At 41.1% G+C, this 14,154-nt stretch carries 12 protein-coding genes; 2 read left to right on the top strand and 10 right to left on the bottom strand.

Going from position 1 to position 14,154, the window contains the following annotated elements; genetic code table 11:
- Positions 1-94: 94 nt before the first annotated feature.
- The gene (coaA, locus tag MHI25_RS10225; RefSeq protein ID WP_076124954.1) at positions 95-1,030 is read left to right on the top strand and encodes a type I pantothenate kinase; all 936 of its coding nucleotides are present in this window, start codon (positions 95-97) and stop codon (positions 1,028-1,030) included.
- Positions 1,031-1,195: 165 nt separating this feature from the next.
- A complete protein-coding gene (locus MHI25_RS10220; protein WP_076184303.1) occupies positions 1,196-2,149 on the top strand; it encodes a glycosyltransferase family 8 protein in 954 nt (317 codons plus the stop codon).
- 17 nt (positions 2,150-2,166) lie between these two features.
- Here the strand turns inward: MHI25_RS10220 and MHI25_RS10215 are convergent, their stop codons facing one another.
- From MHI25_RS10215 to MHI25_RS10170, 10 genes are all read right to left on the bottom strand, one after another.
- Positions 2,167-3,405 carry an RICIN domain-containing protein gene (locus MHI25_RS10215; RefSeq protein WP_036679228.1) on the bottom strand — a complete coding sequence of 413 codons (1,239 nt, stop codon included), beginning with the start codon at positions 3,403-3,405 and terminating at the stop codon, positions 2,167-2,169.
- A 177-nt stretch (positions 3,406-3,582) separates the two neighbouring features.
- Complete coding sequence (locus MHI25_RS10210) at positions 3,583-4,281, bottom strand: hypothetical protein (protein ID WP_340395356.1); 699 nt, start codon at positions 4,279-4,281, stop codon at positions 3,583-3,585.
- A gap of 506 nt (positions 4,282-4,787) precedes the next feature.
- The gene (locus MHI25_RS10205) at positions 4,788-5,432 is read right to left on the bottom strand and encodes a hypothetical protein (RefSeq protein ID WP_076301288.1); all 645 of its coding nucleotides are present in this window, start codon (positions 5,430-5,432) and stop codon (positions 4,788-4,790) included.
- A gap of 144 nt (positions 5,433-5,576) precedes the next feature.
- Entirely contained in the window at positions 5,577-6,098 is a 522-nt protein-coding gene (locus MHI25_RS10200; protein WP_248549310.1) for a hypothetical protein, read from the bottom strand.
- Between the two features lie 21 nt (positions 6,099-6,119).
- The gene (locus MHI25_RS10195; protein WP_076133981.1) at positions 6,120-6,581 is read right to left on the bottom strand and encodes an FMN-binding protein; all 462 of its coding nucleotides are present in this window, start codon (positions 6,579-6,581) and stop codon (positions 6,120-6,122) included.
- Positions 6,582-6,670: 89 nt separating this feature from the next.
- A complete protein-coding gene (locus MHI25_RS10190) occupies positions 6,671-7,249 on the bottom strand; it encodes a TetR/AcrR family transcriptional regulator (protein WP_076124944.1) in 579 nt (192 codons plus the stop codon).
- A 66-nt stretch (positions 7,250-7,315) separates the two neighbouring features.
- Positions 7,316-9,397: an alpha/beta hydrolase fold domain-containing protein gene (locus MHI25_RS10185; protein WP_340395355.1), complete on the bottom strand. Its 2,082-nt coding sequence runs from the start codon at positions 9,395-9,397 to the stop codon at positions 7,316-7,318.
- Positions 9,398-9,603: 206 nt separating this feature from the next.
- Positions 9,604-11,145 carry a glycoside hydrolase family 32 protein gene (locus tag MHI25_RS10180; RefSeq protein ID WP_340395672.1) on the bottom strand — a complete coding sequence of 514 codons (1,542 nt, stop codon included), beginning with the start codon at positions 11,143-11,145 and terminating at the stop codon, positions 9,604-9,606.
- A 103-nt stretch (positions 11,146-11,248) separates the two neighbouring features.
- Complete coding sequence (locus MHI25_RS10175) at positions 11,249-12,733, bottom strand: glycoside hydrolase family 68 protein (RefSeq protein WP_076179086.1); 1,485 nt, start codon at positions 12,731-12,733, stop codon at positions 11,249-11,251.
- Between the two features lie 138 nt (positions 12,734-12,871).
- Positions 12,872-14,149 carry an ABC transporter substrate-binding protein gene (locus MHI25_RS10170; RefSeq protein WP_312148634.1) on the bottom strand — a complete coding sequence of 426 codons (1,278 nt, stop codon included), beginning with the start codon at positions 14,147-14,149 and terminating at the stop codon, positions 12,872-12,874.
- Positions 14,150-14,154: the final 5 nt, after the last annotated feature.

Genomic DNA, 14,154 nt, shown 5'->3' with positions numbered 1-14,154 from the left:
GTCGATTACAATGAATGGAATGAAGCTGTATGAACGGTTATAATACCTAAGTGCATAAGAAATCTCTAAAAACTTCAGGGATGTGGAAAATTTAATGGTGAATAATTCAGCATATACACTTTATTTACGTGAGGATTGGAAAAAACTAAGCGATTTCACCGCTATCCAATTATCAGAAGAAGAACTTATGGAAGTCCAAAGTATTAATGAAAAAATCTCCAGCGAGGATGTTAACGAAGTCTATCTTCCTCTGTCCAATTTACTAAATCTGCAACTTCTATCTGCTCATAAATTTAATGAGTCTATAAATCACTTTCTGAACAATGATCTAAAAAAAGGTCCATTTATCATAGGTATCGCGGGAAGTGTCGCTGTTGGTAAAAGCACTACGGCCAGACTCCTACAAAAACTCCTCTCACAATTACCTTCCCATCCAAAAGTGGATTTAGTTACGACTGATGGTTTTCTACATCCCAACGCAGAGCTGGAAAAGCGCGGTATAATGACGAAAAAGGGCTTTCCTGAAAGCTACGACACGCGTAGTTTAATTTCTTTTTTAACGGATGTGAAGTCTGGGGTGCCGCGGGTCCAAAGCCCTGTATACTCTCACTTAACTTATGATATTGTGCCAGATGAATATATTACGATTGAGAATCCGGATATTCTAATTGTTGAGGGCTTAAATGTTCTTCAGACTGCGATTACAAATAATCATAATATGCCTAACTATTTTGTATCTGATTTCTTTGATTTTTCTATTTATGTGGATGCCGATGTGAACGATATCGAGACATGGTACATTGATCGGTTTATTAAACTCAGAGATACTGCCTTCCAAGATGAACAATCTTATTTCAAAAAATATGCACAGCTGTCTCTAGAGGAATCTATTGAAATCTCAAAGCGGATCTGGAAAGAAATAAACTACGTTAATTTGCAGCAAAATATTCTGCCCACCCGAAATCGTGCCGATCTTATAATGCATAAGGACAACAATCATCACGTAGATCAAATTAAGCTGCGAAAATAAAGATTGAAGTCCTTAGCCGACCAAGTTGCTGAGATTCAGCACTTGGTTTTTTGGTGTTCACATGAAATTGGGTGAATATTCTGGGTTTAATGTCTCTGTCCTCTGATCAAGGCGAACGTATACTGTGGTACATTCGTACACAAACGTGAAGAGAGGATAAATCAAATGATCGATATCGCCTTGGCTTTTCAAGATAAGGATGGGAAATATGCTGAACATGCCGGAGTCGTTCTAGCGTCAATTTTTCATCATACGAGTTCCCCAATTCATATTCATATTTTACATGATGTTTCTTTAAGTGAAACTAATAAGCGCAGGCTTAGCGCATTAACTACAAAACATAATCATACCCTTAGCTTTTATTCAATCACTATGCCTGATGATCTAACTCAGGTGCTAGCCAATGTTAACTCCATTAATGTATGGACGCAGGCATGTATGTATCGATTGCTTCTTCCTGCACTAATACCCGTGGACAAAATCATCTATCTGGACTGCGATGTATTAGTGAATATGGACATTACTGAATTATGGCAGGTTGAACTGAATGACAAGTATTTGGCTGCAATTTGGGACCAGGGAATTAGAGAGGTTGCTCATATTGTGAGCGCTAAGGGATTAAATCCTGATCTTTATTTTAATTCCGGAGTGATTTTATTTTCTTTGCATAATATCCGCCAGAATACCAACTGGTACGAAGAAATGCTAACCTTCCTACGTACCTTTCCTGATGTCACCATGCCAGATCAGGATGTTCTGAATGCAGTTTTTGGTGGGAATTACCTCCCCCTTGATATCCGTTTTAATTCGTTCAACACAAACATTCCGGACCATGATTTCACTAACAAAATCATCCATTTTGCCGGAGATGATAAATGCTGGAATAAAGATTCCGCGGGTTCATCCCTATATCAGCAATTCCTAAAGCTAACCCCTTGGAGAATCACCAGAGCGAAAACCAGACGAAGAAAACGGAAAAGCAGCCCTTTAAAACCACACCTCACCCGAAAAAGAAACAAGCAGAAAATAAAAATTGTTCAGTTGAACTTAACCCCTATTCTTTTAGCCGATTTAAAACAAATTAGACCGATTAGACCGATTAGAAAAAGCCCCATTTGATATGGGGCGGCATTTCTTTAGTTCACTTTCGTAAAAAACCATTTCTGAGCATCACTCCCGTTATCCGTCCACTGCTGAACTGCTGCACCATCGGCTGTTGATGCTCCGGATACATCCATGGCTAATCCGCTCACTTTTGAAATAAGCTTATAATAGCCCCCTCCAACATCAATAATGCTCCATCGCTGAGCGTTGGTACCATTGTCATCCCATTGCTGCAGCTGTACACCGCTCGCGGTTGATGAGTTCGGCACATCCAACACTTTTCCACTATGCACCGCCGTAAGCTTGTAATAACCGTCGCCTGTACTCTCCACTTTAAATTTCTGATTATTGGCAGTGTAATTGGTCCATTGCTGCATTTTCGCCCCGCTTGCTGTGGATACATCTACTACGTCCAGAACCTTACCACTAGCCTTGTCAGCTAAAGTGTAAATCCCACCACTAACAATGCTTGAGGTAGGCGCAGCCTGATACACACGTACGTAATCAACCAGCATTTGAGCTGGGAAAGCAGTTGAAGCATTTGGACTTCCCGGCCAATTTCCACCCACGGCAAGGTTTAGCAGGATGAAGAAAGGTTTCTGGAACTCCTCCGTATTCCCAGTTCCGTTCTCAATATAAAAAGCATTAAACGGGTTGCCGTCTACAAACCATCTTATATAATTCGCATCCCATTCCACGCTGTACACATGGTACTGTGAGAAATCGAGGTTACCAGACACCTGACCGTACTCGGCATGCCCATTGGCATCCCAATGTACCGTCCCGTTAACAAAAGCATTATTGTTCACACGCTCCATAATGTCCGTTTCCCCAGATTTCGGCCAACCCACTGAATCAATATTCGCCCCAAGCATCCAAAATGCTGGCCAGAGCCCCTGTCCTGAAGGCAATTTGATTCTAGCTTCGATTTTTCCGTAGGTGAAGCTTTTGAGTCCCTGTGTTTTGATCCGTGCAGAGGTATAATTCATCCCCCCATACGACTCCTTTTGTGCAGTAATCACTAAATTCCCACCCGTTACCTGCAGGTTCTGCGGACGACTGGTATAATACTGAAGCTCATTGTTTCCCCAACCCCCGCTACCCGTACCTATTTCCGCCGACCAATTATTAGTGTTCAGAGAATTCCCATCAAATTCATCGCTCCATGCCAGATTCCAGCTTGATGCCGCGCTTGAACTCCCTGTAGGTACCCAAGCAATTAAGAGGGTGAACAGCAGAAATAGACTTAACATTTTTCCTTTTCGTAACATCGTCTTTTCCTCCTACTGATTTCATTGCGCGGCGCGCTCGCACATTTGAAACCGGTTTCGAATAATGGATAAAACAAAACGTTATCCCATAAACAGCTATAACAGCCAGAGTCAGGTTAACGCCCCGCTTCATTTGATGTGTACGTCTTTTCTAAACGCAATATGCCAACATTTCGATTAAAGGGACCATTTTCCATAGTTCTGCATGCTTAATGTCCAGGTTTTCTCTGCGTCTTTTACCGTCGCCATACTCTCTGAGAGCGTCCATGCGATACCAACATACTGGTCCTCTTGATCGTCAAGGAATGATTTCCAATGTTGTCCCCCGTCTATCGTTATATATAACAATGTATGTTCATTTTCAGCGGGCCGAGTAATTAAGATTCCTTGATCCTTCGTAAGAAAGAGGGGAGGATAAGCATAGATTTGCGAGTTTACTAACTCATCCGGCACTGTGACTGTCTGTTCACTCCAGGTAACTCCACCATCCATTGTTTTATATAAACCAACTTTTCCCTGCCAAGGCGCATTCGTTGTAATCCAGCCTTCTTTTTCGTTAACAAAAGTAAGTCCCGATTTCACTCCGCTAGGAAGAGTACTTCCTGCTTGTAAGCTATCCCCAATCTCCTTCCAAGTCTCTCCCCCATCACTAGTTGTATAAAGCTCCATATCTTCACGTGACATTCCTTGAAAAGGATAGACTGCTTTCCAACCTATATTTTTGTTGAGGAACACAGTATCTTCTCTGCGGTTATCTGAAGGATCAGGAGAAGGAGAAGTTTCCTGATTAGAAGTTGGATGAGGGATTGGAGTGGAATTGGAACAACCAGATGCTATCACTGCAGCAATTAGTAGTATTGAAACTAGATATTTCATCTTGTTACCACGCCTTCGTTTATTTATCTGAAAAAGTATAGTGTGCTGTACATATAGCTTAGTCCGCAAACGTATTCAGTAAATGAAATTTTATCCTAAACTATCTGAAAAGTATTTACAGTTTCTTTATATAATCCAGCAACACCAAGGCCTATCGGACCGAGGAGACGTTATTGGTTCATTTTCAAGAGAATTCTTCTGTTAACGGACTGAGATGCAACTATTTGGCTAATCCTCCTACTTTTATAGGCAATAAACAGACAATAAGTGCTATACGGTCCGCGAGTTCGGTAAATGGAGCTAAAAAGCAAAGATAAGCGCTATACAGTCCGTAGATGATGTGAACGAAACCTTCAAGCAGCAGGTTATCAGCTTAAAGCTATCAGCTCAAAGTAGATATGAATGAATTCATCAAGCAAGGATCTACTCTTTGAATGTCAAAAGAAAAAGAAACGGCATTTCTGCCGTTTCTTTGGGTTATAGATGGTCAGGGCTCAGAGCCTGTTTTACTCCAATCCATGTTCTTTGCGGATGTTATACATGCCTTGAACAAGCAGTTCGGATGGATCCCGGTTCAATTGCAAATGAGTCAACAACAGATGAAGCGGGAATGCGCATACGTTATTCCCATCGGTGATCGCTGGAAATCCAGCCTCGAAGACTGGTCCCAATTTCTCGTTCCAAGCTAGCCCGACATGCACTTTTTCTGGAGCAAATTCTTGGGTAATTTCCTTAATACAAAGCGGAACTAACACATTGTCAATGATCCCTTTTGCTTCTTCTTCACTTGCTGGTGGTTTTGGAAGTGTTTTGCCTCCCTCAATTTTCATCAGCTCAACGAAGAATGAGGCCATCCATGCTGCCGGATCCTTACCCGACTGGAATCTTGCAATTAACTCGCGCAGAAAAAATCCGCAGGAATACACCTGATCTAATTCAGTTTTCACGTGAAAAACAAAAACAGGGCCGTAGGCTTCCATGTTCAATACTTGTCCTTCAACATCTTTAAAGTGTACTCTCAATGCTACAAGGCCGTTATGGTGAACAGCCTTTAGCAGCTGCGCCATATCCTCTTCAGACATTTCTGTATTATCATTTACTTCCTCATTCTCATTTGTTATTTCATTTTCATTAGTCGTCTCATTGTTCATTTTATAATTCCCTCCCATACCTATCATACCATCTAGCGAATTGAAGGAACACTTTATAATAGAACAATTTCTACCAGATTGCAGAGAAAACAAAAAAAACGGCAGCTTTGCCGTTTCTCTGTTCGTCTCGCTGGAGCTTAAAAGCTAGATCATATCCCTTACTTTCTTCACTATTTTTCCAGTTAATTGATTAATATCGCCCTCATTTAACTTATAAGCTGAGGTATCTTTACGTGCAGGCTTGTGATCTGCTGATATCAGATCTGCGATATGCTGCTCGATGAATACAACAGGGTCTGCTCCAGTTCTTTTTCTGAGCTCCCCTGGCACCTTCGGATTTGGACCGTCAGCTCCACCATTGATTGAAAGATAACCATACTTTTGCGGATTTTTCTTCAAGTACTTTAAATAGGCACGGAGCGGTGTGGCCACTTTCCCCATCCAAACCGGTCCAAAAAATAGGATAATATCATATTTTCCTATTTGCTCAGGCTTCGGTTGAACCAACGGTATCCTGTCAAAAATCATATCAAAGGTAATCCTACCGAGTGTTCGGGGTTTAGCTTCCGAGATTCGGATATATTCAGCCGACAACGCTTTCGCCACACTCCTTGCTAATGCTTCATTATTACCTGTGAATGAATACGAAATGACTGCAATGTTCATATAAATTCTCCTTAAAATGAATTATTTCGTCTCCGCTTGCAGTAGGGCATTTTCGAGTGCCTTAAGATGTGTTTTAGAGGTAAGCGTTGCCCCGCTGATAACGTCCACCTGAAGAGACTGCGATTCAATCACATGACCAAACAAATCACCAATGCTTAGCCCACCCTTCAGCTCAGCAGGGTTCCCTGTTTTGTCCAAGGCACCTTTGAGTATTTTGATATCTGACAGCCGTCCAGCAGATATTGTGGCCTTCACCTTGGTATCTCTGGAATGATCTTTGATGCCAATGTATTCCCCCACATAGCTGCCCTCCCGCAGTTTCTGTATATCTATGGCGTTGATAGTAAGCTGCTGAACTTCATGCCTTCCCGGAGCAGATAAGAGAATACCACCTATCCAACCTATGACTGTAATCCCGCATAGAATGCTGAGAACAATAATCCATTTATTGAATTTTCGCTTTTTTCCTCTTCTCTTACTCACCTGCTTGCCTCCTTCCTTTTGATTTAAAATTTGAATGAATATTTAGTAATTCATTCATTTCACTAAAAAAAAACTGCACCATAAGTGTATTAGGGGCAGTCTGTCAAACCCTTCATAATTAGTTCCAGCATATTGTCCAAAAGTTGTGGAAAATACTCCAGCCCGATTTCTTCCTTGTGGGTTTCCACATTAATCATTGCGCCGAAGATCATCATAATCATTTTACTATCCATATCGCTGCGCATTTTACCATCGGCTTGCCACTGCTTAATGATTTCATGGAAGCTATCATACAAGAAGTCGTTTACCTGAATGTTGGTTTCTTCCCGGTACAACTGTTCGATTTTTGCGAAAACACTTTTGTTATACCATTCCTTAAGAATGGGGTTGGCTATCATACCTTCCAAATTAAGCACCATCATCTGCCGTATTAGTGCTAATGGGCTTTGGCTCATATCGAGCGATTGCATACAGCTTTTTTTGAGCTTTTCGTTTTCCTCTAAAAAAATATCCATAAAAAGCTTTTCCTTGGAGGGATAATAGTTGTAAAAACTTCCTACAGCTATTCCAGCCATTGTGGTAATGCCAGAAACATTCGTGTCTTTAAAGCCTTTATTGCTAAATAGCTCTTTTGCACATTCGTATATCTTTGTTTTTTTGTCTTCCACTTTTCGTCTCTCCATGAATGAATAATTATTTTTTCATTCATATCATAGTGTTAACAGCAGAATATGTCAATGCACAAATAGATCACCAAAAGCATCAACATCCTTAGCCGAACCAATGCCGCTGTTATATTCCACCCAGCCCTTACGCCCCTCACCATCATTGTCATTGACCAAAAACGAAAATTTCAGCTTCATTCCTGGCTTCACCTGTACATCGTCGGATTTTAGTTCACGCCAGGGAATGGCTAGTTCGTAGCTGGTTTTTGAATCTTTACGTTCCACGGCATACTGTAATTCTATAGCATCACCCAAATTAAACCCCTTTGGTGCCAACCAGCACCATTTGAGTAATTCGCCCGTATCTCCGCGAGCCACACCGAGTTCATGGTACTCAGAAGGCACCGTTCCATCCCCGTTGGCAATGCCAATTCCAATCTGCATGCTGTCCCCACTCCAGATGGCATCTCCTGATGCTGACTGTGCATGATAATCATCGATAACTTCTACCCCAAGGTAAAGATTGTCGGCATCCCATGCTAAGGAACCCTTGGCGCTGAGATCCTGCTCTCCTTGCCAGCCCATGATTTTGACATCCTTCACATCAAAGGGAGCTTGATTCCCCCAGTCCGACAAGTTGCCATCGATTTGGACAGGCGGACTGAGTTTCGGCAACAGAAGCACGTTAAAAGAATCAACTGTCGATTGCAATAAGGTACCTATATCATTAAAAACTTTAAGCGACCGCTGGCCTCTTGCCAGCTCAGGAATCTCAAGACGAACGCTCTTACCCGGCTCCAGATTTTCCACAGTCGAAGCATAAGTACCTCGGGTAGATCGTCCCGTCTCATAATCAGCTTCCACTGAACCGCTGAAATTGCTTGTAGACTGATTAGTAACATCCATGTAGGTTTTTATCTCCTTAGTAGACTCCTCATAAAAAGTCTCGTAATACACTGCCAGTGGATCGATTACGTTGATATTCATAGTGAAGCTTGATGCCACTGTAGGATCTGCACCCCGAGAGACGAACAGCGAATCGTTTCCGCGCACCAAGCTTTCCGGAACCTGTATCCGCAGCGAACCTTCGTCTTCTCCACTAAGCAGCCATCCCTCTGGCAAATCGATATTAACCGGCTCCTTCGATGCGCTGCGATAAGCTTCAGGCAGCTTAATATCAAAAGCAGAACCAGAAGCAACCGTGATCCCCGAATTTTCCGGAAGACTCGCAAGGTCCGAACTGTTCATGACATTCCACAGAAAATGTGCTGTTGTCTCCATAATTTCATCGATGTATTTTTCATTTTTATAATCATGTCCGACTCCCTCCATCGTGAGCAGATTATGATAAATACCTTTCTCTTTCAATTGAGCGGCTAGGTCAACACTTTGCTGGTACGGCACCATTTTATCTATCGTTCCATGAATAATTAGGACAGGCGGCAGCTTGCTGTCAGCACTTCTTGTCAGTTCACCACCATAAATATCTATAATGGAAAATACAGACTTAACTAGGGAGGGATCTTTTGCTAAGGATAGATTCACAAAGTTCATGGCCAGATGACCTCCTGCTGAATCTCCGCCAATAACTATACGTTCCTTGTTCAATCCATAAGTCTCCGCATGCTGATTAATCCATTTGATCACATCATTTATATCCTCATTAGCATCATTAAGTGTGCGAGTAAAATTGAAAAACGGATCTTTTTTTAGCCTATAATCAATAGTGAGAACAGCATACCCCCGTTTCGCCAGGCCTTCGGAAAAATCTGCTGCATCAGACTTATCCCCTCCGGTATAACCTCCGCCATGAATAAAAATAAATACTGGCCTCTGCTTGGTTTCATCTCCAATGGGCTGGTACAAATCGAGCTTCAGCGGTTCTTCAGCATCCGTCTCGTTTTTCTTACTTGCATACAAAATATCGTGTTTCACTGTAACTTTATATGCGGGATCCAAGTACTGCACCGGAGTTTCTCTGTTATTTACAGTAACGTTAGCCATTGTTGTGTTAGTATCAACAGTACTCGTAGGCAGCACTTCCTGCACTTGCTTCTCCGAGGCGCTGTTATTTTCCCGGTGATTCAGCAGCAACCATGAACCTAATACAATAAACAGAATAAGAACAACATAAATAGGCCTTCGCTTCATTAGGACAACCTCCCAGAATGATTTTGAAACCAAAAAAGTAACTTATGCCAATAACATCATTCTAGAATTCAAGATAGCGTTTAACAATTATGTATTCCTTCGTGAATTAGGTTTAATATTACGAACTTATAATAAAAAAAAGAGGACATCCATAGGTTGGAGTGCCCTCTTATTGCGCAAGAATTAGAAAATTCTGTCTATTCATTCTAATCTTTGCCAAAATGCTTAATTACAACATTATTAAAAATCGCGGTGCCACCTTCAGAAAACAAGGTAATGCCTTGATCCTTTATTTCCGGGAAGATTTCATTAGAAAATACAATTTCACCATCATCTATAAAAACTTCAATACTTGTTCTATCCACAAGGATCTTCAGATGCACTTTTTTCTTGTTCACATCAAAGGGGGCCTTGCTTTCAAGATATCTGTCACTCTCATCAGGTTGTCCAGTGAAGGCTCTATTAACATAAGAATATTGTCCTTCAACAAACACTCCTACGTCCACGTGGCGCGTCTTATCTGCGGATTCACGAAGTCTTAAGCCTACATTGGTATTCTCTGACCAAGATAGATCTGCATCGAGCTGGTAATTTTCGCCTGTGATATCAAGTGTTGACGAGCCGTTCATTTTTATTTGTTGCAAGGAATCCGTTGAAGTTACCATTTGATCTAATGCTTCGATGGGCTGTGATACTAACTGATACGACTGCTCTTCATCTCGTGTTAATTTTATTTGACGCACGATTGAATCCATTCCGTTAAAACCTTCGTTAAGATTGGGGGTAACATGAGGGTAATCCCAATTATTCATCCAGGCCAAAGCATATCGATGATTGTATTGATCCTTGTCCTTTCCCTCTTCAAAAGTCACAGCACCATACCAATCAAATCCATAATCTAGCCACTGTGGTTCATGATGATCCGTGATAAATTCATTCCCATTAAAATCTCCAGTCCAGTAGGCATACGTGTTGGGTTTACCTATCGACTTACCATTTGCACTGACCCCAAGAACCCATTTATAAGTGCCATCATTCGCCCGCATCATATAGAAGTCAGGACACTCCACAATTCCGATATTTTCTGTTTCGAAGCCGCTTGTGTAGTGCCAATCCTTTAAATTGTCAGACTCGTAAAAGCCCACTTTCGTACCTTCAGCTAGTGTCATCACCCATTTATGAGAATGTTGATCCCATATTACCTTCGGGTCTCTGAAATCTTCTGTGCCCGGATTTGGCAAAATAGGATCATCACTATAAGATTTAAACGTCAGCCCACGATCCGTACTGAACCATAAATATTGTTCTTGCTTCCCCGTCTCTGCTGAGGGCTGTGTTAAAATCGCCACAATAGCCCCTTCGCCAAAACCTGCTGTATTGCTATCGTCAACAACAACAGATCCTGACCAGGGATCACCATTGGGTGTTGTATATTTTGGAATCGCAACGCCTTCATCTGTCCAGCTCACCAAATCCGTTGATGTGGCATGTCTCCATTCTGTACCATTTCCATCCGGGTAATCAGCATTATAGAGATAATAGTAATGATATTTACCATCAAAATAAATGGGTTTCTGCGGATCGTTTTTCCAATGCTCAGGTACAGTGAAATGATAGCTAGCCCGAGTGGTAGGTTTATGATCAGGAACGTCGGTCCCCGGCTTCTTCTTCTCTCCAGCGTCATAAGTTACTAATACTATCGTCACAATACAAATTAAACAAAGGATTAATATAGTGATTCCTATCATTTTTTTCTTATTCAAAATATACCTCGCTTTTTTCACATTGCTAATCTTAGCTTATAAAAAGAAAAGTAAACGCCAACTACATTGGCATTTACTTTGTAAATGATTAATACGGTTTGTTACCTTTAAGCGTCAATTGCCCTTGTTCCAAAATGCTGTTCGGTACAACTGAAGTCTTGGAGCCTTTAATATTCAGCACAAAGCTTGGGGCAAAAGTGGAATGATGATCCCCAAAGTAACCTCTATTCGTCATGTAACTTGTGATGACTACATTATTCCCTTTCACTTGCGGAATCGCAAAGTGAGCATAAGTCCAGGTAATATCATAAGGATTAAGATCTTGATGGAGGACAAGTCCTGTACCATTTAATGGTTTATACGGTCCGGTTAAAGAATTAGATACGTACCCGAGCATATAGATGTCTTCATCATCAATGCCATCAATGAACATTTTAGAACCTCTTGAGCTTGTGAACAGATACCACTTGCCATTCAATTTAAATATGTTCGCACGTTCAATTTCATCTGTCACGGTGTTGGAGGCAAGTAGCGGCTTCATTTCTTTTTTGAATGTATAATCATTATTTAATTCAATGATACCGAGCGCACCATTCGCGGTTTCCGCAGATGTTTTGTCAGCACTGCTTAGTAATTTCTTTTTCTCCGCTTGGAAGAAGGCATTGCTATTACCATAATAAGCTTTGTTAAAGAGAGATTCTTCACCCTGGTAACCCGTAGTTGTCCCTGTATTTGCTTCAAACACAAGATACTTGTGGCCTTTATCCTCCACATAGTGAGGATCTCTTAAGGTATGATTATCGTCGTAATCGCCTTTGCTAAAACCGGTGATATCAACACTTTGATAAATTTCACCTTGATTACCGTCATAGATGGATTTCATATCTTCTACGCCATCAATCTTAAGGGTATCCCCATCCGGGGCAGAGACATTAATTTGAGCTGTAGTTAAAGTTTGTTTCCCGTAAAATCCGCGATCTGGATCCCAAGGATGACGATTGGTGTAAAACAAGCGAACTTTGCCATCAGATGTCATGGTTGCTGAACCGGACCATTCTTCGGCTTGATTGTTTAAAACATAATCATCAGGAACAAGTTTGTCACTATCCTTAAACACTCTGCCGGCATTCTTCCAGCTGCTGATAGAGTTGTCTCCTTCTTTCTTATAGAACAAATAAATAAATGTGTCTGATCCATTATTAGGGTCGCCCGCCAGACCAAAAACAATTTGATACCCCTTATAACTGGCTACAGTTCCATCTGCATTTTGCAGCGGCCAAGTATCCCAAACATCCATTTCAATTTTGTTTCCATTCTCATCGAACTTAATGGCTGCAGGAATGTTCTCAATCGTTGAAGCATCAAATTTGGGGACTTGGAATTGTTTACTATTTTGTTGTTTGGGTAATTTCAACATGTCAGCGCGAGTGATATGAGAGAAACCATAGTCATTGTACTCCGGCTTGTTCGGCTTGTTATTTCCTTTCGCAAAGGTTTGAGTAGCTCCACCTAACATTAAAGCAGCTGTAAAGGTTAGGATTGTTGTTTGTTTAATCATTTTCTTGAAATTCATCATCTAACTCCTCTTATACTTTAAATTTGGGTTTCGATCTTCCTTTGTGCTGTTCCCCTTTTAAATTCTAATGAAGAGTAGACGTTATGAGTATGTCGTGAATTGATGCATTTACAGGGTTATATTGATTTGGTTTTATTACTTCACATGGGTATCCCACGATTTTTGAAGCTCTTGAAGCAATTGATCCCGATTAATTTGCTCTCCTACATAAGCTTGCATAAGATAGCCAAACTCCTCTCTTGCTCTGGGAGGGAATTTGAACCAATTCCAAGATAAAGTTTTCTGTTCATCGACGTATCGCATAAGATCTTTTACAAGCGCTCCCGAACGGTCCGTCTCTATATTTTTAAAAGCTGAAATAAAATGAAAGCGATCCTTCATGAACTTTTTCCCTGTTTCCGAGGAAACCATCCAGTTCAAAAACTTTTTGGCTTCCTTCTTCTTTTCTGGCGAAGATTCTTTATTAACAGCCCAATTATTAGATACCCCTACTGGCAACGCATTGTTTTCGGCACTATCATTAATAGGCATGGGTAAAAAACCGATATTCATATTCGGCGATATTTGATCAATTTTAGACTGAACCCAATTCCCTTGTTTAAGAATCGCCGTTCTCCCTGTTGCAAATAACTCAACTTCCGAATTATAATCTGTTGTCAAAAAATTTTCGTTACCATATTGTACGGTCAAATCCAGCATCCGAATGACATCTTTAACTTCCTTATTCTCTCGAAAAGATTGTGTTCCGTTGTTTAACCCTTGAATAAAAGCATCCGGGTCCTCCTGTTGTGCAATAGCAATATTCAACAGGAGTACAAAAAACCAATGATCGGAATACCCAACAGAAAAAGGAGTCACACCTATAGCCTTCAGCTTTTTCGCCGCCACTTTTAATTCCGTAAACGTTGTTGGGAGAGGAGTAATCCCAGCCTTTGCGAATAAATCCTTATTATAAATAAAACCGTAGCCTTCAAAATTGATTGGCATCCCGTATATTTTCCCGTCCATCTTCATCGGTTCTAGCGCCTCGTCATAAGCCTGTTCCACCCAAGGTTGATCTGATAAATCCTCAAGATATCTACTCCATGCCTTCGCTTCTTCATAACCGCCATTTGGAAAAATATCCGGACCAACATTGGCCGCAAACCTCGCCTTTAGCTCATCAAGGTAGTTAGCTCCCCCGCCAAAGGTTAGAATTTCTACGTTAATATTCGGGTTTTCCTTTTCATATTCCTTAACCATCTGCTCGAATTCTATAGAGATTTCCACTTTAGGATTCAGTACCTCCAAAGTGACTGCCTTATCCGCTACCTTCAAATCTGCTTCCTTCAGTGGACGTGTATGCGCACCACATGAAGAAAGCGTTAGCGTAATCAACCCCACGATAATCATTTGAACCCTTTTTATTTTCATAATTC

It is taken from the genome of Paenibacillus sp. FSL E2-0177, from assembly GCF_037992975.1.
GTDB lineage: Bacteria > Bacillota > Bacilli > Paenibacillales > Paenibacillaceae > Paenibacillus_AQ > Paenibacillus_AQ odorifer.
This window is presented reverse-complemented; position numbering and strand designations above follow the sequence as displayed.

What these genes read in the sequence shown, in the direction of transcription:
- MHI25_RS10170 (WP_312148634.1), bottom strand. Translation starts at nt 14,149, where the DNA reads ATGAAAATAAAAAGGGTTCAAATGATTATCGTGGGGTTGATTACGCTA.
- MHI25_RS10200 (WP_248549310.1), bottom strand. Translation starts at nt 6,098, where the DNA reads ATGAACATTGCAGTCATTTCGTATTCATTCACAGGTAATAATGAAGCA.
- coaA (WP_076124954.1), top strand. Translation starts at nt 95, where the DNA reads ATGGTGAATAATTCAGCATATACACTTTATTTACGTGAGGATTGGAAA.
- MHI25_RS10185 (WP_340395355.1), bottom strand. Translation starts at nt 9,397, where the DNA reads ATGAAGCGAAGGCCTATTTATGTTGTTCTTATTCTGTTTATTGTATTA.
- MHI25_RS10220 (WP_076184303.1), top strand. Translation starts at nt 1,196, where the DNA reads ATGATCGATATCGCCTTGGCTTTTCAAGATAAGGATGGGAAATATGCT.
- MHI25_RS10175 (WP_076179086.1), bottom strand. Translation starts at nt 12,733, where the DNA reads ATGAATTTCAAGAAAATGATTAAACAAACAACAATCCTAACCTTTACA.
- MHI25_RS10215 (WP_036679228.1), bottom strand. Translation starts at nt 3,405, where the DNA reads ATGTTACGAAAAGGAAAAATGTTAAGTCTATTTCTGCTGTTCACCCTC.
- MHI25_RS10205 (WP_076301288.1), bottom strand. Translation starts at nt 5,432, where the DNA reads ATGAACAATGAGACGACTAATGAAAATGAAATAACAAATGAGAATGAG.
- MHI25_RS10180 (WP_340395672.1), bottom strand. Translation starts at nt 11,145, where the DNA reads ATGATAGGAATCACTATATTAATCCTTTGTTTAATTTGTATTGTGACG.
- MHI25_RS10210 (WP_340395356.1), bottom strand. Translation starts at nt 4,281, where the DNA reads ATGAAATATCTAGTTTCAATACTACTAATTGCTGCAGTGATAGCATCT.